At 73.1% G+C, this 19,693-nt stretch carries 20 protein-coding genes; 15 read left to right on the forward strand and 5 right to left on the reverse strand.

Going from position 1 to position 19,693, the window contains the following annotated elements:
* Position 1 precedes the first annotated feature (1 nt).
* Positions 2-595, forward strand: a complete 594-nt coding sequence (locus FHX44_RS26460; protein WP_147258280.1) for a DedA family protein — start codon at positions 2-4, stop codon at positions 593-595.
* Here FHX44_RS26460 and FHX44_RS26465 read toward each other — a convergent pair.
* Entirely contained in the window at positions 571-3,738 is a 3,168-nt protein-coding gene (locus FHX44_RS26465; RefSeq protein WP_147258281.1) for a bifunctional cytochrome P450/NADPH--P450 reductase, read from the reverse strand. The two genes, FHX44_RS26460 and FHX44_RS26465, sit on opposite strands and share 25 nt — an antisense overlap.
* Positions 3,739-3,841: 103 nt before the next feature.
* Between FHX44_RS26465 and FHX44_RS26470 the strand changes: the two genes are divergently transcribed.
* Positions 3,842-4,840: an AraC family transcriptional regulator gene (locus tag FHX44_RS26470; protein ID WP_147258282.1), complete on the forward strand. Its 999-nt coding sequence runs from the start codon at positions 3,842-3,844 to the stop codon at positions 4,838-4,840.
* A gap of 69 nt (positions 4,841-4,909) precedes the next feature.
* On the opposite strand, the gene FHX44_RS26475 is transcribed toward FHX44_RS26470, so the two are convergent.
* Positions 4,910-5,296 carry an SCO5389 family protein gene (locus FHX44_RS26475; RefSeq protein WP_147258283.1) on the reverse strand — a complete coding sequence of 129 codons (387 nt, stop codon included), beginning with the start codon at positions 5,294-5,296 and terminating at the stop codon, positions 4,910-4,912.
* A gap of 209 nt (positions 5,297-5,505) precedes the next feature.
* Here FHX44_RS26475 and folP point away from each other — a divergent pair, with 209 nt between their 5' ends.
* Positions 5,506-6,381, forward strand: a complete 876-nt coding sequence (gene folP / locus FHX44_RS26480) for a dihydropteroate synthase (protein WP_147258284.1) — start codon at positions 5,506-5,508, stop codon at positions 6,379-6,381.
* On the forward strand, positions 6,381-7,130 hold the full coding sequence (locus tag FHX44_RS26485) for a dihydrofolate reductase family protein (protein WP_147258285.1): 750 nt from the start codon (positions 6,381-6,383) through the stop codon (positions 7,128-7,130). The genes folP and FHX44_RS26485 overlap by 1 nt, the downstream gene beginning before the upstream one ends.
* On the opposite strand, the gene FHX44_RS26490 is transcribed toward FHX44_RS26485, so the two are convergent.
* Entirely contained in the window at positions 7,100-7,756 is a 657-nt protein-coding gene (locus tag FHX44_RS26490; RefSeq protein WP_147258286.1) for a TetR/AcrR family transcriptional regulator, read from the reverse strand. The genes FHX44_RS26485 and FHX44_RS26490 overlap by 31 nt on opposite strands.
* A 224-nt stretch (positions 7,757-7,980) precedes the next feature.
* On the opposite strand from FHX44_RS26490, the gene FHX44_RS26495 reads away from it, so the two are divergent.
* From FHX44_RS26495 to FHX44_RS26505, 3 genes are all read left to right on the forward strand, one after another.
* Positions 7,981-9,150 carry a glycosyltransferase gene (locus tag FHX44_RS26495; RefSeq protein WP_147258287.1) on the forward strand — a complete coding sequence of 390 codons (1,170 nt, stop codon included), beginning with the start codon at positions 7,981-7,983 and terminating at the stop codon, positions 9,148-9,150.
* Between the two features lie 82 nt (positions 9,151-9,232).
* On the forward strand, positions 9,233-10,069 hold the full coding sequence (locus FHX44_RS26500) for an SDR family oxidoreductase (RefSeq protein WP_147258288.1): 837 nt from the start codon (positions 9,233-9,235) through the stop codon (positions 10,067-10,069).
* 64 nt (positions 10,070-10,133) lie between these two features.
* Positions 10,134-10,415 carry a YggT family protein gene (locus FHX44_RS26505; RefSeq protein WP_147258289.1) on the forward strand — a complete coding sequence of 94 codons (282 nt, stop codon included), beginning with the start codon at positions 10,134-10,136 and terminating at the stop codon, positions 10,413-10,415.
* 59 nt (positions 10,416-10,474) lie between these two features.
* Here FHX44_RS26505 and FHX44_RS26510 read toward each other — a convergent pair whose 3' ends face one another.
* On the reverse strand, positions 10,475-11,356 hold the full coding sequence (locus FHX44_RS26510; RefSeq protein ID WP_147258290.1) for a formylglycine-generating enzyme family protein: 882 nt from the start codon (positions 11,354-11,356) through the stop codon (positions 10,475-10,477).
* A 130-nt stretch (positions 11,357-11,486) separates the two neighbouring features.
* On the opposite strand from FHX44_RS26510, the gene FHX44_RS26515 reads away from it, so the two are divergent.
* The 8 genes from FHX44_RS26515 to FHX44_RS26550 all read left to right on the forward strand — a co-directional run bounded on the left by FHX44_RS26515 (position 11,487) and on the right by FHX44_RS26550 (position 18,912).
* On the forward strand, positions 11,487-12,092 hold the full coding sequence (locus tag FHX44_RS26515; RefSeq protein WP_147258291.1) for a cupin domain-containing protein: 606 nt from the start codon (positions 11,487-11,489) through the stop codon (positions 12,090-12,092).
* 44 nt (positions 12,093-12,136) lie between these two features.
* The gene (locus FHX44_RS26520; protein ID WP_147258292.1) at positions 12,137-13,141 is read left to right on the forward strand and encodes a hypothetical protein; all 1,005 of its coding nucleotides are present in this window, start codon (positions 12,137-12,139) and stop codon (positions 13,139-13,141) included.
* The gene (locus tag FHX44_RS26525; protein ID WP_212612645.1) at positions 13,138-13,851 is read left to right on the forward strand and encodes a hypothetical protein; all 714 of its coding nucleotides are present in this window, start codon (positions 13,138-13,140) and stop codon (positions 13,849-13,851) included. The genes FHX44_RS26520 and FHX44_RS26525 overlap by 4 nt, the downstream gene beginning before the upstream one ends.
* The gene (locus tag FHX44_RS26530; protein WP_147258294.1) at positions 13,848-14,354 is read left to right on the forward strand and encodes a hypothetical protein; all 507 of its coding nucleotides are present in this window, start codon (positions 13,848-13,850) and stop codon (positions 14,352-14,354) included. The genes FHX44_RS26525 and FHX44_RS26530 overlap by 4 nt, the downstream gene beginning before the upstream one ends.
* Positions 14,355-14,359: 5 nt before the next feature.
* Positions 14,360-15,988 carry an asparagine synthetase B family protein gene (locus tag FHX44_RS26535; RefSeq protein ID WP_147258295.1) on the forward strand — a complete coding sequence of 543 codons (1,629 nt, stop codon included), beginning with the start codon at positions 14,360-14,362 and terminating at the stop codon, positions 15,986-15,988.
* Positions 15,989-16,028: 40 nt separating this feature from the next.
* Positions 16,029-16,688 (forward strand): TetR/AcrR family transcriptional regulator, encoded by a 660-nt coding sequence (locus tag FHX44_RS26540; protein ID WP_212612646.1) that lies wholly within the window; start codon positions 16,029-16,031, stop codon positions 16,686-16,688.
* A 65-nt stretch (positions 16,689-16,753) separates the two neighbouring features.
* Positions 16,754-17,797, forward strand: a complete 1,044-nt coding sequence (locus tag FHX44_RS26545; RefSeq protein WP_246170599.1) for a cation diffusion facilitator family transporter — start codon at positions 16,754-16,756, stop codon at positions 17,795-17,797.
* Positions 17,798-17,919: 122 nt separating this feature from the next.
* Complete coding sequence (locus FHX44_RS26550; RefSeq protein ID WP_212612647.1) at positions 17,920-18,912, forward strand: hypothetical protein; 993 nt, start codon at positions 17,920-17,922, stop codon at positions 18,910-18,912.
* Here the strand turns inward: FHX44_RS26550 and FHX44_RS26555 are convergent.
* Positions 18,898-19,689, reverse strand: coding sequence for an ArsR/SmtB family transcription factor (locus FHX44_RS26555; protein ID WP_147258299.1), 792 nt, complete (start codon positions 19,687-19,689; stop codon positions 18,898-18,900). The two genes, FHX44_RS26550 and FHX44_RS26555, sit on opposite strands and share 15 nt — an antisense overlap.
* Positions 19,690-19,693 lie beyond the last annotated feature (4 nt).

Below are 19,693 nucleotides of genomic sequence, written 5' to 3' on the forward strand. Positions count from 1 at the left end.
CGTGCCGGACCTGATCGCATTCCCGGGCCCGCTCGCCTGCCTCGTCGTGCTCGGCCTGCTCGTGGTCGAGTCCGGGCTGCTCGTCGGGGTCTTCCTGCCCGGCGACTCGCTGCTCTTCGGCGCGGGACTGCTCGTGGGAACGGGGCGGATCGACGTGCCGATCGCGGTGCTGGCCGCCTGCGCGTGGCTCGGCGCCGTCCTCGGCGACGGTCTCGGGTACGGCATCGGCCGGGTGGCCGGCCGGCCGTGGGGGCACCGCGGCTGGAGCAGGCGGTTCGTGGACGCCGCGGAGCGGATGTACGCCCGCCACGGCTGGTTCGCCGTGGTGATCTGCCGGTGGTTCCCCGGCGTCCGGGCGGTCGTGCCGACGCTGGCCGGCGTCGGCCGGATGCACCCGGTCGCGTTCGCGCTCGCGAACGCGACCGGTGCCCTGCTGTGGGCGGTCGGGACGGTCCTGCTCGGCCACGCCGCCGCCGCGGTGCCGCAGGTGCGCGACGTCGCCCTCTGGGCGATGGCCGTGAGCATCGCGCTCACCGTGGGGTACGGCATCGCGGCCGCGCTCCGCCGCCGTCAGGCGAAGACGTCGCTCACGTAGCGGGCGTGCTCGTGCTGCATCTCGTCCAGCCAGGCCTCGGCCTTGTCGGTGGAGGCGCCCGCGACATCGGAGTAGATCCGCGCGCAGGTGTCGTAGACGGCGGGGGCCATGCGCCTGCCGTCGCCGCAGACGTAGAACGTCGCGCCCTCCCTGACGAGCTCGACCACGCGGTCGCGGTCGGCCCACAGCCGGTCCTGCACGTAGGTGACCCCGTCGGCGGGCGCGGCCGAGTACGCCGGGTGCACCTCGACGATCCCGTCGCGGGACCACGCGTCGAGCTCGTCGCGGTACAGGAGGTCGACGTCCGGGTGGTCGCAGCCGAAGAACAGCAGCGCCGGCGCGGGGGTCACGCCCTCCGCCTGCGCGCGCAGCGCCCGGTCCTGCAGGAACCCGCGGAACGGGGCGAGCCCGGTGCCCGCGCAGACCATGACGATCGGCGTCTCGAGGGACTCCGGCGGGTGGAACGCCACGTTCGACGGCCGCACCGTGACGGCCACCTTCGTGCCCGGCCGGGCCTGCGCCAGGTAGGTCGACGCCGCGCCCTCGTACACGCCGTTGCCCGACAGTGCCGGGGCCTCGAGCACGGCGACGGTCAGCGTGACGTGGTCGGGGCTCCACAGCGGCGACGACGAGATCGAGTACCGGCGGGGGGCGAGCGGGGCGAGCATCTGCAGGAAGGTCGCGAACGCGAGCTGGCTCGCCGGGTACCGCTCGAGCAGGTCCAGCACGTTCACGCGCTTGTCGAGCACCTCGGCGGTGTAGGCGTCGACGTCGCCTGCGAGCGCCTCGAGCTCCTTCTTGTGCGGCGGGCAGACCGTGGCGTCGGCGATCTCCCGGATCTGCTTGCGCGTGGCGGGCTGGGCGAGCTCGACGTAACTGGACAGCAGCTCTCCCGCGCTCACCGGCGTGCCGGTGGGCAGGAACGTGCGCGTGCCCTCGCCTGCGCGGATCACGACGTTGCTGTCGTAGGCAAGGCCGAACCGGGCCAGTGCGCGGTCGACGAGGGCGGCCGGGTTGAGCGGCAGCACCGCGAGGTAGTCGCCGGTGCGGTAGGACATGCCCTCGGGCAGCGCGATCTCGACGTGCCGCTTCGAACGCGCGTGCGGCGCCGACATGTCCACCAGCTCGCGGTTGGTGACCACGGTGCCCAGCTGCAGCTCGTTCTGGCGCAGGATCGGGTCGCGCACGGCCCCGACGAACTCGACCTCGAGGGCGGGGGAGGGGGCCGGGGCCTGCGCCGACTGCCCGAACTCCACGCCGACGGGCTCCCAGAAGCGGGCGTACCAGTCGTCGAAGTCGCCGAAGAAGTCACCGCGCGCGTTGGCCTCGCCGCGCTCGACCAGCCGCTTCGCACCGGCCCGGGCGAGGTGCTCGTCGATGGCCTTCGGGACGGCCTGGTAGGTGCGGGCCCAGTCCTTGTTGCCGTTGCCGAACACCGCGTACCGGACCCCGTCGAGCGAGCCTGCCGGCAGGCCCTGCGCCCACTGCACGAACGATCGCGCGTTGTCCGGCGGCTGCCCCTCGTACGAGGAGCACACGATGATCACCGCGCCGTCCGTGGGCAGGTGGCCCGCGCTGCTGTCGAGGGTGTCGACCGACGAGCTGTAGCCGCGGCGGCGTGCGTCGTTGGCGATGCGCTGCGCGAACGCCTCCGATGTGCCTGCGTTGGAGCCGTAGAGCACGCGGATCGGGATGCCGTTCGCGGTCGCGGCAGGCGCGGCCTCCTCCCGCACCGCCTCCTGGTCCTCTGGGCGGGAGACGATCGTCGTGGCCCGGCGGCGGGCGTGGACGTAGAGGCCCTGGGGCTTGATCGTCAGCGTCTGCTTGACGTCGAGCCGGTAGTTCGGGTCGGCCGCGGTGAGGTCGAAGCGCTGCAGCAGCATCGCGAGGAACAGCGTGGCCTCCTGCAGGGCGAACCCGCGTCCGATGCAGGAGCGCTGCCCGTTGCCGAACGGCTTCCACGCGTTGGGCGGGAGCTGTTCGGCCCGGTCGAACGCGAACCGGTCGGGGTCGTACTCGTCCGGCCGGTCCCAGACGGCCGGGTCGCGGTGCAGCTGCGGGATCAGCACGAGCAGCGTCTGGCCCTTCCGCACCGGGTAGCGGCCGCCGATCACGGTGTCCTCGTAGGGCTGCACCGCGAACGCGGGTGCGGTGGGCCACAGCCGCAGCGACTCCTTCAGGATCCGGTCGAGGTACTCGAGCTTCACGAGGTCCTCGAACCGGGGTGCCCGGTTGCCGAGCACCTCGTCGACGTGGGCCTGCGCCGCCGCCACGATCTCCGGGTTGCGCAGCAGCTCGTAGACCGTGAAGGTGAGCAGGCCGCTGGTGGTCTCGTGGCCTGCGATGAGGAACGTGACGAGCTGGTAGCGCACGTTCTCATCCGACAGGCGCTCACCGGTCCGCGGATCGGGGGTCAACATCGTGTCGAGGATGTCGTGCTCGCCGCCGGGGAGCGGGTGACGGCGGCGGTCGGCGATCAGCTGGTCGGCGATCTCGAACATCAGCCGCTTGTCCTCGTCGTACTGGTGGCGGGTGCGCACCATGAGCCGGTTCTGCAGCGGCAGCCGCCGCCCCCGTTCCCCCGACTCGACGAGCGAGCGGACCATCGCCCCGACGAACGGGTGCATCTGGTCGCTGTACATGCTGTTGAAGCGGTAGCCGAACGAGCAGAGCGCGATCGTGTCCAGCGTCAGCCGGGTGGTGTTGTCGCTGACGTCGATGCGGTGCGCCGGACCCTGCCGCTCCCACTTGAGCAGCAGCTGCTCGGCGATGTCGGTCATCCCGTCGAACATGTTCCGCAGTGCGGCCGGGCCGAACGCCGGCATCAGGATCCGGTGCGCCGCGCCCCAGTTCGGCTCCTGCGTCTCGGCCGTGAACAGGCCGTCCCCGGCGAAGTCGCGCACGTTGCGCAGCGGCCGGTGCAGCTTCTTGTCGAACCGCTGCTCGTCGCACAGCTCGTCCACCAGCTCCTGCGAGCTGACCACCACGATGTCGTCGCCCGGCAGCTCGAGGCGGTAGATCGGGCCGAACTCCCGTGCCAGCTCGGCCAGGGCGAAGACGCCCTTGTCGGCGTCGACGTCGGCCAGGTTGCCCAGCAGGGGCAGCGGGCGGGGCTGCGGGATGAGCTCGGTCGGGGCGGACATCGGGCTGGACCTCCGAACGGTGGGAACTGCGTCAGGGACGAGTCTCCGGCCGTCCGGTCCCCGAAACTTGCCCCGGGACGACAACCGTTTACCTTTGTGCGACATGGGTTCAGTCGTTCGGGCAGCGCTGTTCCGCGGCCTGCCGCAGCTCGTCGATCACCTCGGCGGCGACGGTGCCGCGGTGCTCGCGCGTTTCCACGTGCCCGGCGGCGCGCTCGACAGCGACGACGCGCTGCTCACCGCCCGGACCGCCGGCCTGCTCATGGAGGCAGCTGCGGCCGAGCTGGACAGCCCGGACTTCGGCCTGCGCCTGGCCGAGGTGCAGGACGTCCGGATCCTCGGACCGCTCTCCATCGCGCTGGAGAACTCGGCGACGCTGGGGGAGGCGCTCGACTGCGCGAGCCGGTTCCTGTTCGCCCACAGCCCGGTGTCCCGGGTGGCGCGCATCCCCGACCCGGACGAGGTGGCAGGCGTGGTCGGGCTGCTCTACGAGAGCATCGGAGAGCCGTCGCAGCCACAGGCGGTCGACCACGCGCTCGGGCTCTTCCACCGGATCATCACGCAGCTCCACGACGGCCCCTACGTCCTGCGCGCGGCCCACCTGCCGCACCCGGCGGTGGCCCCGGTCTCCCGCTACACCGGCTTCTTCGGTGCCGACGTGCGGTTCGAGCGTCCCGCCGCCGTGCTGCGGGTGCCGGCGGGGCTGCTGTCCGCACCGCTGCCCGGTGCGAACAGCATGCTGCGCGACATCACGCTCGACTACCTCGCCGCGCACTTCACCGACCGGGGCCGGAGCGTCGGCGACGAGGTGCGGCTGCTGCTCAGGCGCGCGCTGGGCACGTCCCCGGTCACCATCTCCTCCGTGGCCCGCCCGCTCACGATGCACCCGCGGACGCTGCAGCGCCGGCTCGCCGCCGAATCGACGACGTTCGAGGCGATCCTCGACGAGGTGCGCCGCGAGTCCGCCGAGCGGTTGATCACCGAGACCGACCTGCCCCTGGCGCAGGTGACCGCGCTGGTCGGGCTCACGGAGCAGTCCGCGCTGAGCCGCGCCGGTCGGAGGTGGTTCGGCCGATCCCCGCGCGAGCTCCGTCGCGGATAGCGACGCGCCGAGTGTGGTCCTCGCGGAGTCCGTGGACCCTGCGAAGACCACACTCGGCGCGCGTTCAGCTCAGCAGTTGAGCAGTTCCGGTTTCTGGTTCAGCAGCTGTGCGCGCGGTGAGATGAATTCCTCGTACTCCGCGGTTGCATCGGGGCGGAACAATCCGACGCGACAGCAGTTCTGGAAAGCCAGTTTCACGCCGAAATGCCGCTGAACGGCGCCTCGCATGGAGTCGCTCCCGACCAGTCGGAAGACCTCACCCCACGAACGTTCGTCCGGCGGTACCTCCGTGTTCTGCGCCGATGACGCGCCGCTCGCCTCCAGCTCCTTCGCCAGGCGCTCCACCATCGACCACGCGTACGGAAGCGAGTCGCGGATGCAGGCGACGAATTCTTCGTCTTCGACTGTCCCTTGTTGAGCCTTCTCCAGCAAGGCTGTCGGAACCGTCAGTGACACCGAACCTCCCGAGTTCGAATGAACTGGACGCGTGCGAACGCTACGGCGTCCGCAGGGTCGTGAAAACACCCGATCAGGCGAGCTTTTCGACATGCACGAATTCGCACATGGCCCTATCGGTGATCCCGCCGTCGCGCCGGCTGTCGGGGGCGCGACGTAGAGTCCGGCCAGGTGCGCCCGCGGCGGCGCGGAGATCGGGAGCGGTGTGCATGGGTGAGGCGGCGAGCGACCTGGTGATACGCGGGCGCCGGCCGGTGCGCGACCGCGCGTTGGTGATGGCGATCGTGAACCGCACCCCGGACTCCTTCTACGACCGGGGCGCGACGTTCGCCGACGAGCCGGCGAAGGCCGCCATCGACCGGGCCGTCGCCGAGGGCGCCGACATGATCGACATCGGCGGGGTGGCCGCGAGCCCCGGCGACGACGTGGACGTCGAGGAGGAGATCCGCCGGGTCGTGCCCACGGTCGAGTTCATCCGGGAGCGGTACCCGGACATCATCATCAGCATCGACACGTGGAGGCACGAGGTCGGCGCCGCGGCGTGCCGGGCCGGTGCCGACCTGATGAACGACGCGTGGGCCGGGTTCGACCCGAAGCTGATCGACGTCGCCGCCGAGTTCGGCGCCGGGTACGTCTGCACGCACACCGGCGGGCGGGAGCCGCGCGCCGCGCCCGTCCGGCCGGAGTACGACGACGTCGTGTCGGCCGTCCTCGACCACACGGTGGAGCTCGCCGAGCTGGCAGCGTCCAGGGGCGTGCCGCGGGAGGGCATCCTGATCGACGCCACCGGGTTCGGCAAGAACACCATCGACCACCTGGCGCTGCTGCGCGCGGTGCCGCGGTTCGTGGCCACCGGGTGGCCCGTGCTGATGGCACTGTCCAACAAGACGTTCGTCGGCGAGACGCTCGGGGTCGGGCTCGGCGAGCGCCTGGCAGGCACGCTCGCGGCCACCACGATCGCGGCGCAGGCCGGGGCGCGCGTCTTCCGGGCGCACGAGGTGGAACCCACCCGGCACGCGCTCGAGATCGTGGCCAGCGTGTTCGACGGGCGTCCCCCCGCCCGGGCGTCGGAGTGGATCGCCTGATGCGCCAGATCTGGCCGCCGGAGCACGCAGGCGAGCTGGACGACGCCGGGCTCGAACGCCTCTACGGCTACCCGGCGGGCCGGTGGCTCGCGGTCAACTTCGTGTCGAGCGCCGACGGGGCCGTCGCGCTGCACGGGCGGGCGCGGGAGCTGTCGAACGAGCCCGACCGGCGGGTGCTGCGGCTGGGCAGCGACCTGGCCGACGTCCTGTTGGTGGGGGCGACCACGGCGATGGTCGAGGAGTTCCGCGGCGTGCACCCGGACGCGGAGACCGCGGCCCGCCGGGAGCGCCACGGGCTCGCGCCGATCCCGCCCACGGCGGTGGTGACCACTGGCCGCTCGCTCCCGGAGGACGCACCGGTCGTCACCGAGGCGGTCGTGCCCTCCTTCGTGATCACCACAGCTTCGGCGCCGGATCGCAAGCGCGCGGCGTGGGCCGCGGCGGGCGCCACCGTCGTCATCGCGGGCGAGCGGGAAGTCGATCTGGGCCTCGCGGTGGACGCGCTCGCCGCACAGGGCCTGGAGCGCGTCGACTCCGAGGGCGGGGCGCAGCTGTTCGGAGCGCTGCTCGCGGCCGGCCTGGTCGACGAGCTGCGCCTCACCGTCTCGCCCACGCTCGTGTCCGGCATCGCCGGCCGGATCGCCACCGGCGTCGATATCGAGCCGGCACGCCTCGAGCTGCTGTCCGTCGTCGCGGAGAGCGACACGCTGATGGTGCGCTACGGGGTGCTGGACCGATCGGGCCGCTGACCAGCCCGGAGCGCCCGGCGGAAGAGCTCGCGCACGGCGGCTGACAGGCGGCCCACCTCGTAGTGCTCGTCCTGGTGCCAGATGCGGTCGAACGCCCGGTGCAGCGCGCTGCACAGCAGCATCGCCGTGAGCGGCGGGTCGGCGGTGTCGAAGGCTCCGGCCTCGATGCCGCCCTCGATCAGGTCGGTCAGGCTGCGGGCGAGGTCGCGCTCGGCGTGGATGCCCTTCGCGTCGTCGGGCAGGACGACCGGGTGGTGGAAGAGCACGTCGTGCAGCGCGTGGTCGGCCGGGTAGTCGGCGAGCGCGGCGTCGACCCACGTGTCCAGCCGCGCCGGCCAGCTGTCACCCGCACCCGCCACCCGGGTGTCGATCCGCTCGACCAGCCGCTGCTCGAAGTCGGCCTGCAGCGCGGCGAGCAGGTGTTCCTTCGAGTCGAAGTGCAGGTAGAAGGTGCCCTTCGCGACGCCGGAGCGCTGTGTGACGTGGTCGAGGGTCGCCGCGGCCACGCCCTTCTCGACGAACACGGCGAGCCCCGCGTCCAGCAGGTCGCGTCGGCGCTGCGCGGCCGGCTTGGTGCGCGGGCCGGGGCGCTGCCGCGGCTGATCGGGCACGTCGGCTCGGGGCACGGGCCCGATCGTAGATCCCTTCCGACGAACGGCGCGTTCGTCGGATAGGTACCGACGAACGCGCCGTTCGTCGGACAGGGCTGGTGGCGGCCGGGGGTGGCTACGCCCGGCTCATGGCGCACCAGGACGAGTCGGGCGTGGCGTCCGCCTGACCCGGTGCGTCCATCCGTCACATCGTCATCGGAACCGGGTTCGTCCGGGCCGAAGGGGGAATCCCGCAGCTCGTGGGCATCACCGTTCTGGTCAACGCGGGCCCGTGGCTCGCCGTGCCGCCGCCGGGGTACGGCGGCATCGAGAACGTCGTGGCCGCCCTCGTCCCGGAACTGCGCAGTCGCGGGGTGCGGGTGGTGCTGGCGACCGTCGGGACGAGCACGCTGCCGGTCGACGAGCGCATCGAGGTGTTCGACGACGGCCAGTTCGCGCAGCTGCAGCGACCCTTCAACCGGGTGATGGGTGTGGCGGCGGCGCACCTGCACCGGGTGGTGACCGAGTTGCGCCGCCGCGACGACATCACCCTCGTGCACGACCACCAGGAGGCGCTGGGGCCGACGGTGCTGGGCGCGCTCGGTCCGGCCGCGCCCCCGGTGCTGCACACCCTCCACTGGGACCTCGGCAAGCATCCCGCCCTGTACGGGGGCATCGAGGGCGGCGGCGGGCTGTGGGTGAACGGCGTGTCGTTCGCGCAGCTGGCACGCGCCCCGCGGGCGCTGCGCGCGCTCAGCGTCGGCCACGTGCACCTCTCCACCCCGCTGGCGGTGGGCGCCGACCGGCGCCCGGCGACCCGCAAGGGGGACCACGTCGTCGTGCTCGGCCGGGTCACCCGCTACAAGGGCCAGGACGTGGCCGCGCGCATCGCCCATCGCACCGGCCGGAACGTGGTGCTGGCGGGCCCCGTCGGACCGTGCCACCGCTCGGGCGACCTGGGCGGCGCCGACGCCGACAACCCGGACGTCCGGTACTGGCGCGAGGACGTGGAGCCGCTGGTCGACGGCACCCGCGTGCGCTGGGTCGGCACGGTGGCCGGTGAGGAGCGGGACGAGCTCGTCGCCTCGGCCGCCGCGGCCCTCTTCCCGATCGACTGGGACGAGCCGGGCGGCACCGCGGTGGTCGAGGCGCTCGCGCTGGGCACGCCGGTGGTCGGGTACCGGCGCGGCTGCCTCCCGGAACTGGTGGAGCACGGCCGCACGGGCCTCCTGGTCGACCCCGGCGACGAGGACGCGCTCGCCGCCGCCCTCGACGTCGTCGGCCGGCTGGACCCGGGGGAGTGCCGCAGGGAGGCCGCGCGGCGCTTCACCCCGGCCCGGATGGCCGAGCGCTACCTGCGGCTCTACGACAAGGTGCTGGCTCGTTGCGGCCGCCCGCCCGTCACCGCCGCGACGGTGCCCGCGGGTTGAGGGAACCGTTTGACAGTAGCTCTCTCTTCAAATTATCTTTGCTTGCAAAGATAATCGGCGAGTGAAGCCACTGGAGGAACGCGTGACCGTTCTCGTCACCGGCGTGCACGGCAACATCGGCAGCCGGGTCGCCGCGAAGCTCGTCGAAGCCGGGCACCGGGTGCGCGGCTCGAGCCGCAGACCCTCGGCCGCACCCGAGGGCGTCGAGCCGGTGGAGCTGGATCTCACCGAGCCCCGGGGTGCAGCGGAGGTGCTGGCCGGCGTCGAGGCGGTGTTCCTCTACCCGGTGCGCGGCGGCTCGGTCGCGCCCTTCCTGGAGGCCGCCCGCAAGGCCGACGTCCAGCACGTCGTGCTGCTCTCCTCACCCGCGGCGTTCGAGGTCCACGAGCACGATCGCCTCATCGGGCTCGTGCACCGCGCCGTGGAGCAGGCCGTGCAGGACTCGGGCCTCAGCCACACGGTGCTCTACCCGAGCTGGCTCGCGAGCAACGCCCGCCGCGACTGGGGCGAGCAGATCCGCGCCCGCGGGCGGGTCGGGATCGCCCACCCGGACGCGCAGGTCAACCCGATCCACATCGACGACGTCGCGGAGGTCGCGGCCGACGTCCTCACCCGTGACGCCCACCGCAGCCGGATGCTCGTGCTCACCGGGCCGGAGTCGGTGCCCCAGCGCAGCCTGGTCGACGTTCTCGCCGATGTGCGCGGCGCGCCGATCGGGATCGACGCACTCACCCGCGAGGAGGCCTTGGCGCAGCGGCCGGAGTGGATGCCGGAGCCGGTGCTCGAGGCGTTGCTCGACGTCGCCGCGGCTGCCGTCGGTGTGCCCGCGACCGTCACGAACACGGTCGAGCGGGTCACCGGTCACCCGAGCCGGACGTTCCGGGAGTGGGCGACGGCACACCGCCACGAGTTCGTCTGAGGACGATCCGGACACTTTGCCGCCCCGCTCGACGTTCTCCTGTCAGGTAACGGGAGGAGACGGGATGTCCGCGATCGGTGCACTGCTCGGCACGGTGCTGCTGCTCTTCCAGATCGTGCTGATCGCACGGGCGGTGGTCGACTGGGTCGCGGCCCTGTCATCCGGCCCCGAGCCGGAGTGGCGGCGAACCGCCCAGCGCGTCACGCACACCGTCACCGAACCCGTGCTGGCCCCGGTGCGCCGGGTCCTCCCGCCGGTGCGGCTCGGATCCGTGGGGATCGATCTGGCGTTCATCGTCGTGTTCGTCGCGGTGGTGGTGCTGCGCCAGGTCGTGCTCTGGCTCTGAGTTCGCTGTGGCTCTGAGTTCGCGGTGGCTCTGAGTTCTCAGAACAGCACGACGAGCCCTCAGGACACCACGACGCGGAAACCGAGGTTGCCGACCGAGCTGTCGGGCGTGTTGGCGGTGCGGGCGGCCACCCGGTAGCGGTTGCAGTACGACTCGTGGCACAGGTAGGAGCCGCCGCGCATCGCGCGGTTCTGCTCGGTGCGGTCGAACCGGTCGGCACACCACTCCCACACGTTGCCCGCCACGTTGTACAGGCCGAAGCCGTTGGGTGCGTACGCGTCCACGGGGGCGGTGCCGGCGAAGCCGTCCTCGGCCGTGTCGTGCACCGGGAACCGTCCCTGCCAGATGTTGCAGCGGTGCTCACCCCCTGGCGTGAGCTCGTCGCCCCAGGGGTAGCGGGCCTGGTCGAGCCCGCCCCGTGCCGCGTACTCCCATTCCGCCTCCGTGGGCAGCCGCGCGCCCGCCCAGGCGCAGAACGCCGCCGCGTCGTGCCACGACACGTGCACCACGGGGTGGTTCCAGCGGTCGCCGAGGTCGCTGCCCGGCCCCTCGGGGTGCCGCCACTGCGCCCCGGTCACCCCGCACCACCACGGCGTCTGCTCCAGCCGCGGGGAGGCCCGCCGCAGCTCCTTGGGCAGGAACCTCGCGAACACGTAGGACCAGCCGAACCGCTCGGCGTCGGTCTCGTAGCCGGTGGCGTCGACGAACTCGGCGAACCGCTCGTTCGTGACGCAGTGGGCCCCGATCGCGAACGGCTCCAGCGAGACCTCGCGGACCGGCCCCTCGCGGTCCTCGGGGAACCCGTCGGGGTCGTCGGTGCCCATGCGGAACGTGCCGCCGGGCAGCTCGACCATGCCCTCGAGCCGCGCGCTCCCGACGGCCACCGCGGCGCGGGCCGGTGACTGCGCGCCGGAACGACCCGGCGGGCAACACGACGACATGGGACACCTCCTCCTGTCCGAGCCTATGTCCCGCAGCGCCGCGGGCCATGTGCCTGTCGAGGAAAACAGGAGCCGCACTGTTCAACGAACGGTCACCCGATCAGGAGGTGTGGACGGATAGGTTGACGCCGTGCCGGCATTGCCTGCGGGGGTGGAGCTCTTCCGGCTCCGGGACGGCGACGAGATCGAGCTGGTCACCGCGAGTGGGGTCCGTCGGCTGGACGAGGACGGCGGGCTGCTGCGCTTCATCGACGACGGGCAGCGCGCGCACTACCTGATCGGCGATGCGGACAGCGGCCCCGAACGCCCCTCGCACGCGACGGTCAAGTTCGGCATCGTGGCGCCGCACAGCGCGTTCCGCCCGCACGTGCACGGCGCCGAGCACGTGGTGCTGAGCCTCGGGTACGGCAGCTGCACGCTGGTCGAGCGGGGACGTGTCGTGGAGCTGGCGCTCCCGCCGGGGCACTGCGTGCGGATCCCCGCGATGGTGCCGCACGCGTTCGGCAACCGGGCCGGACGGCCGCTGGTCATCGTGGCCGCGAACACCGGGCTGGGCCTCGCCGACGCGAACTACGCGGTGGACGCGAACGAAGCGACGGCACGGGGATGGGACCACGTGGCCGCCGAGCTGCGGTTGCTCAACGGCGTCGGTCCGGCCGGGCTGAGCGGCCGGGAACGCCTCGCGGCCGGCCTGCGGCGGGTGGCCCGGCTGCTCGAGCCGGTGGGGCCGCGGTGATCTGCCCGCACTGCTCGGCGAACCTGCTGCGCAAGCAGCGGAGCATGCACACCTGCTCGAAGTGCCGCAGGACGTTCGCGCTGGAGCCGAAGGCGAACTCGCTGCACCTGCACGACCTGCGGGTGCGCAAGCTCGCCGAGGTGCTCGCCGATCCGGGGCGCGCCGGGTCGCCGCCGCTGCGCTACACCGCCGACCAGCTGCGGATGGCCGCATCACGCAAGATCCTCGCGAACCCGGACGGCTCGAGCGCCTGGCTGGGATGCGCGGGCATGGTCATGATCTTCGGCCTGGTCGGCGGGTTCATGGCGCTGATCGCACAGACCGGCGAGGTGTTCGTCGCCATCGTCCTCGTCGTGTTCTGGGTCGTCGTGATCTGCCTGATCGGCCACGTGGCCACCGCGCGGCGGCGCCGGTTGCCGGGGGAGCCGATGTCCGCCTCGGCCTTCCGGTCGTGGGTGCTGGACCGCTGGGCCGAGGTGTACGGAGGACCTCCGCCGGGCCTCCTCCCACCGCGGCCGGTCGTCGACGTCCTGCCGCCCGGGCCGCCCGCGGCGCTGCTGTACTGCCCTGACCCCGGCACGGTCGACTTCCTCGCGGCGTCCGGGATCGTGGAGAACCGCGGCGTGGCGTTGATCGTCCAGGGCCGGGAGTGGCCACCGACGGCCCTGCTGGCCGCGGACCGGGCGCTTCCGGTGCTGGTCCTGCACCACGCCGACGCCGCGGGCTGCCTCACGGTGCCCCGGCTGCGGGCCGTCCTGCCGCCCGGCACTCGGGTGATCGACGCCGGGTTGCGCCCCCGCGCGGCCGAGCGGATCGGCCCGCCGGTGCGCCTGCCGCCCGACCGGTCCCTGCTCAGCGAGCTGGCGCGCACCGGATCCCTCGACGCATCCGAGCGAGCGTGGCTGGCGCGGGGCAACACGCTCCCGCTCGCGGCCGTGCGACCGGCCCGGCTGCTCGCGGCCGTCGAACGCGCGTTGCCCCAGGGCGACCCCGCGGAGGAGCGGGCCGAGGCGGTGGGTTTCATGGCGTGGCCGGAGCGAACGGGATGATCACCAGGGCACTCGGGAGAACGCTCGCCGCGATCGCGGAGTTCGGGGTGCGGGTCACCGCCGACCAGCTCTACTACGCGACGTGCCGCGCCGTGCTGGGGCCGCTGCACCGCGGCCCCCGCCGTCCGGGGTACCTGCTGCCGCGCCCGTTGCCGCGGCCGGCCTTCGACCGGGTTCTCGCCCGGGCCGACCCGGACCTCGTCCGCGAGCGGCTGCCCGTGCCGGCCGGGGCGACCGACGCTCCGGACGTGCTCGACTACGGGCTGCCCCGGCTGCTGATCTGTCAGCACGACGGCATCGCCGCGATGCTCCTGGCCAACGACCTGCACATGGAGAGCGGCACGGCCGTGCTCGGTGGCACCCAGGTGGTGGACGGCGTGCCGGAGCTGCTGCGCGACGCGATGGAACGGGGCGCGACGGCGGTGTACCTGCTCCACGACGCGACCGAGGCCGGCGCGGCCTGGCGGGCGGGCATCGAGGACGGGATCGTCGGCCGGGTCGTGCCACTGGGTCTGCGTCCCGAGCAGGCGCGGGCGCTGCACCTCGTGCGCGGGCCGTCGGGAGGGGCGGAGCTGGCGGCGGTGCCGCCGGTCCACCTGCTGCGGGTCCTGCGCAGGTTGCTCGGGCAGCCCAGCCCGCCTGCGGGGCCGACGTCCGTGCGTGGACGTGCCGGCCTCGGGTTCCTCAGCTGGCCGGGGGAGCGGTCGTGACGCGGCGGTACCGCGAGGTCGCGTTCCGGGACGAGCTGCTCGCCGACGGCAGCGTCCGCCGTGCCTATGCCGACGGCCGCCAGGAATGGCGCCGCCGGGCACCGGGCTTCCGCGTGACCTGGCGCGACGACACCGGACGGACCGGGGTGGACGAGCAGCTCGGCGGCCGCGTCGTCAAGCGGCGCATCGACCCGGACACCGTGCTGTACGGCCGCGACATCGGGTACGGGCGCACCACGTGGACCGACGGGACGTTGACGGTCAACCGGACGTCCCTCGGCGGGCGGGCCGGCCTGATCATCGCCGGGATCGGCGCGGCGGGGCTGCTCCCGGCGATCGTCGACCCGCCGTTCGCCCTGAGCCCGCAGGAGGAGGAACAGCTGCGCCAGCAGCAGGCCCAGCAGGCGAGCTCCGGAGGCGGCGACTCCGGTGGCTCGGGGGACACCTCGTCCGACGCCGACTGGGTCGGCGCGAGCGACGGCGCGGACGACGACTTCGGGTGAACCGGATGGGATTCGTGGTCGGCCCTGGCCGGACGGACTGCCCGGTGGAGGTGGACGGGTGGCGTGCCGCCGGCGAGGTCACGCTGCACGACGAGCCCGCGGTCAGGGCAGGGCTGGCGAGGGCGGGCGCCCCGGCGCCGGACGGCTGCGGCGACCTGGAGCTGCTGGTGCGCAGCTTCCTGCGGCTCGGTGGCGATGGGCTGCGCGCGGCGAACGGGATGTTCACGGTCGCGCTGTCGAGGAACGACGAGCTGGTGCTGGTCCGCGACCACGTGGGCGCGCGTACCGCCTACTACGCGCTCACCCCGCGCGGGTGGGCCGCCGGGTCGTCGCTGCGCCTGCTGCGGGACCACGTCGTCCCGGCCGGGTTCGGGTGGCGCGTGGACCTGCCTGCCGTGACGACGTTCCTGACCTTCGCATACCTGCCCGGCTCCGAGACGCTCGTCGAGGGCGTCGCCGAGCTGCTCCCCGGACGCATCACGCGGCTGGGTCCCGGCGGCACGGTCGCATCGGAGTCGTTCTGGGAACCGCGGGAGCGGATCGATGCGTCGATGGACGCGCCCGTCCGGCTGCGGGAGGCGCTGGAACGGGCCACCGCCGCGCGCCTCCCCACGGGCAGGCCGGTCGCGGTGACGCTGTCGGGCGGGATCGACTCGAGCCTGGTCACCGCGCTCGCCGCCAAGCTGCACACCCACCCGGTGCACACGTACTCGATCAGCTTCGGAGACGAGCTGCCCAACGAGCTGGCCTACTCCGGGCTGGTCGCGGCTCACTGCGGCACCGCGCACCGGGTGCTCCGCGTCGACGGCGCACGGGTCGCGGGCCGGCTCGCCGAGACGGTCGCGTTGCTGGACAACCCCGTCGGCGACCCGCTGACGGTCCCCAACCTGGTGCTGGCCGAGGCCATGGCCGCCGACGGGATGGCGGTGGCTCTCAACGGCGAGGGCGGCGACCCCGTGTTCGGCGGGCCGAAGAACGTCCCGATGCTGATGTTCGAGCTGCACCGCGACGACCCGTCCCCCGAGGCGCGCGCCGAGGCGTACCTGCGCTCCTACCGCAAATGCGGGGAGGACCTGCCGCGGCTGCTCACCCCGGCCGTCCACGCGGCGCTGGCGGGTGCGCCGTCGCCCAGCCGGCACGTGCGGCCTTACCTCGACGGCCCGATGACCGCGCAGCTCAACCGGCTGCTCCACACCAACCTGCGCACGAAAGGCGCCCACCACATCCTGCCCAAGGTCGGGCGGCTCACCGCGGCCCACGGGATCGAGGCACGTGCGCCCCTGTTCGACGCGGCCGTCGTCGATCTCGCGTTCGCCGTGCCGCCCCGTCTCAAGCTCGTCGACGGGCAGGAGAAGTGGGTGCTCAAGCAGGCCGTCGCCGACCTGCTGCCCGACACGATCGTGCACCGGCCCAAGAGCGGGATGCGGGTGCCGGTGCAGCAGTGGCTGCGCGGCCCCCTCCGCGACCTCGCGCACGACGCGCTGCTCTCCCGGTCGTCGGCCGACCGGGGTGTGTTGCGCTGCGAGGTCGTGGCGGGCTGGCTCGCGGGGCGGGGGAGCGTCCACGCCCGGCACGGCGCCAAGCTCTGGCTGGTGCTGACCCTCGAGCTCTGGCTCCGCGCCCACGTGGACTGATTCCCCGGGGCGGCGGGTGGCTGATGGCAGGATGCCGCAGGTGAGCACGGAGAGCAGGGCGACCAGGGGACGGCGGGCGCCCGCCCCGCACGAGCGGCAGCGCGACCCCGAGCGCACCAAGGCGCGGATCATCGAGGCCGCCACCGCCGAGTTCGCGGCCAAGGGGTTCGCCGGGGCCCGCGTGTCCGAGATCGCCGCGCGCGCCGGGGTGAACCAGCAGCTCATCGCCTACTACTTCGACAGCAAGGAAGGTCTGTACCGCGAGATGGGCCGGCGGTGGCGGGCCCACGAGGCGGAGACGATCCCCGACGAGCTGCCCATCGGCGAGTTGATCAAGCGCTACGTGCGTGCGAGCGTCGAGAACCTCGGCGGCCGCCTCCTGGCCTGGGACGGCCTCGCCGACACTGGCGAGGACGAGGGCGAGGAGGCGCAGGAGCGCACCGCGCGGCTGCAGCACGAGGTCGAGGTGATCCGCGAGCGTCAGCGCGCCGGTGAGCTCGACGACCGGTTCGACCCGGCCGCGCTGCACCTCATCACCATGAGCGCGGCCAACGCACTCGCCGTCTACCCGCACCTGGCCCGTGGCCTGTTCGGCGCCGACGCGAGCTCGCCCGAGCTGGTGGAGCGCTACGCCGAGCAGTTGGTGCTGCTGATCAGCAGTATCGGAAACAATGGCGGTGCAGCTGCCGGAAAGCGCTGAGTGCAACATCCTTGCATCTCCGCGATTTCCTTGCGAATTGCCAATGCGTGATGGAGATTCGAGCCGTGGAATCGCACGGTCATGGGCACGGACACGGTCACGGGCACGGGCACTCGTTCCGGGACCGGCTGCGGGAGGTGTTCCGGCCACACAGCCATGACGCCGCCGACTCGATCGACGCGGCGCTCGCGGCGAGCGCCGAGGGCATCCGCGCACTGAAGGTCAGCCTGCTCGTGCTCGGGGCCACGGCGCTGGCGCAGCTGGTCGTCGTGCTGGTGTCCGGATCCGCGGCACTGCTGGCCGACACGATCCACAACTTCTCCGACGCGCTGACGGCGGTGCCGCTGTGGGTCGCGTTCGTGCTCGGCCGCCGCGCGGCCACCCGCCGCTACACCTACGGCTACGGGCGCGCCGAGGACCTCGCCGGGGTGTTCATCGTGGCGATGATCGCGCTCTCCGCGGTCGTCGCGGGTTACGAGTCGATCCGCCGGCTCCTGGAGCCGCAGCCCGTCGAGAACGTCGGGGTCGTGCTCGCGGCGGGCCTGATCGGGTTCGCCGGCAACGAGCTCGTCGCGGTCCACCGCATCCGGGTGGGGCGGCGCATCGGGTCGGCGGCGCTGGTGGCCGACGGCCTGCACGCCCGCACGGACGGCTTCACCTCGCTCGCCGTGGTCGGGGCCGCGCTCGGCGTGATGGCGGGCTTCCCCCTCGCAGACCCGATCGTCGGGCTGCTGATCACCATCGCCATCCTCGTGGTCCTGCGCGGCGCGGCCGTGGACATCTACCGGCGGCTCATGGACGCGGTCGACCCCCGGCTCGTCGACACGGCCGAGACCGCCGTCCGGGCCGTTCCGGGTGTCCTTGCGATGGAGGAGCTGCGGCTGCGCTGGTCGGGGCACCGGGTGCGGGCGGAGGTCGGGATCGCCGTCGACGCGGGCCTGGACGTCGTCGCGGCGCACGACATCGCCACCGCGGTGCAGCACCGGCTGCTGCACGACGTGCCCAGGCTCGTCGCGGCCACCGTGCACGTCGGCCCGCACGGTGACGATCACCACGCCGTCCTCGCCCACCATCCGAGCGCGCTGGAAGCCGGCGCCATCACACGCTGAACGGGGGATCTCCCCACCCCCGGGAGGCCTGCCCACTCCAGTGATCTTCCCCCGCGGCCGAACCAGCATCAGCGGTGTCGCAACCGGCCCGCTCCAGCTGGGGGAACCCCTTGTCCATCTCCGTGTCCGAGGTACGGTCCTGGCACCGGCCGCTCATGATCATGGTGGCCGCGATGGCGTGCCTGGTCGTCGTCGCGGGTGTCGGCCTCGTCGTCGACGGCCGCGAGCTCATGCACGAGTCGATCTGGGCGAAGCCGTTCAAGTTCGGCGTCTCGTTCGTGCTCTACGGCGCGACGCTCGCGTGGATGCTGCCGAAGCTGCGCCGGGCACGACGCACGATGTGGACGCTCGGGACCGTCTTCGCCGTCACCGGTCTCGTCGACGTCGGGTTCATCGCCGTCCAGGCCGCCCGCGGCACGTACAGCCACTTCAACACCAACACCGACACGTTCAACCAGGTCGGTCAGCAGATCTTCTCGTCCGGGGTGATCGGGCTGTTCGGGGCGAGCCTGCTGATCGCGATCATGCTGCTCTTCCAGCGGGTCGGGGAGCGGGCGCTCACCTGGTCGCTGCGCGCGGGGATCGCACTGGCCGCCATCGGGATGGGCGTGGCGTTCTTCATCGTCGGCGCGAGCTCGGAAGGCCCGCGGACCGTCGAGGACGCGTACGGCAACCCGGTCCGGATGATGGGACAGCACGGTGTCGGCGTGCCCGACGGCGGCGGCATGCCGATCACGAACTGGAGCACCCAGGGCGGCGACCTGCGCGTCCCGCACTTCATCGGCCTGCACGCCATCCAGGTCTTCGTGCTCGCGGTACTGGTGTTCACAGCGCTCGCGGCCCGCGTCACGTGGCTGCGGAGCGAGCGCGTGCGGGCGCAGCTGACCGGCGTCGTCATCCTCGGCTACACGGGGATCTTCGTCATCACGATCTGGCAGGCGATGCGCGGCCAGTCGCTCGTGCACCCCGACGCCGCCACGTGGACCGCGCTCGGGGCGACGGCAGCCGTGACGGCATCGCTGGCAGTACTGACGGTCGCGGCCGCGCGCCGTCGGGTCCCGGCCGGTGGCCGGCACGCACGGGGCCGCCGGGAGCTCGCGCTACGCGCCGGATGAGCGGTGGACCCGGCTGACCGCGCTGTCGAGCCCGAGCTCGTCCTGCAGGTAGCGGGCGCCCCGGTCGGTGAGATCGAGGACCCGGCGCCTGCGGGTCCGGGTGATCCATCCGCGCTCGACGAACGCGGTGAGCAGCGCCGCCCCGAGCCGCCCGCCGAGGTGGTGGCGCTGCTCGCTCCAGTCGAGGCAGAAGCGCAGCAGCGGGCGCCGGGACGGCTGGGCGCGGAGCTCGTCGAGATCGACCCCGAGGGCAGCCAACGTCGGCCCCGCCGCCGGGCCGAGCCGGTAGGGGTGGGTCGGCAGCGGGGCGGAGAGGGCGTCGCCCGCGCGGCGGCGGGTGTCGCGCACTCCGTCGGTGGATTCGAGGGCGCCGCGGTCGACGAGCGCGGCCGTCACCTCGACGCCGATGCGGCCCGCGAGGTGGTCGTAGCAGGTGCGGGCGTCGCGCAGCGCGGCGGCGCGGGTGTGCTCGCGCAGCGAGCGGATCGGCTGGGCGGGGGCGAGGGTGGCGAGCGCCTCCAGCGCCTCGGCGACCTCGGGGCGGGCGAGCCGGTGGTAGCGGTGCCGGCCGGACCGTTCGACGACCACGAGGTTCGCCTCGCGCAGCTGGACGAGATGACCGCTGGTGGCCGACGGCGAGACGCCCGCCTCGTCCGCGAGGACGGACGCGGCGAGGGACCGTCCGTCGGCCAGTGCCATGAGGATGCGCGCCCGGGCGGGATCGCCGAAGAGCCGCGCGATCGCCGCCACATCGCGCTCGCCGAGCCTCTGGGTCATGGCG

The sequence above is a fragment of the Pseudonocardia hierapolitana genome, from assembly GCF_007994075.1.
GTDB classification, from domain to species: Bacteria; Actinomycetota; Actinomycetes; order Mycobacteriales; family Pseudonocardiaceae; genus Pseudonocardia; species Pseudonocardia hierapolitana.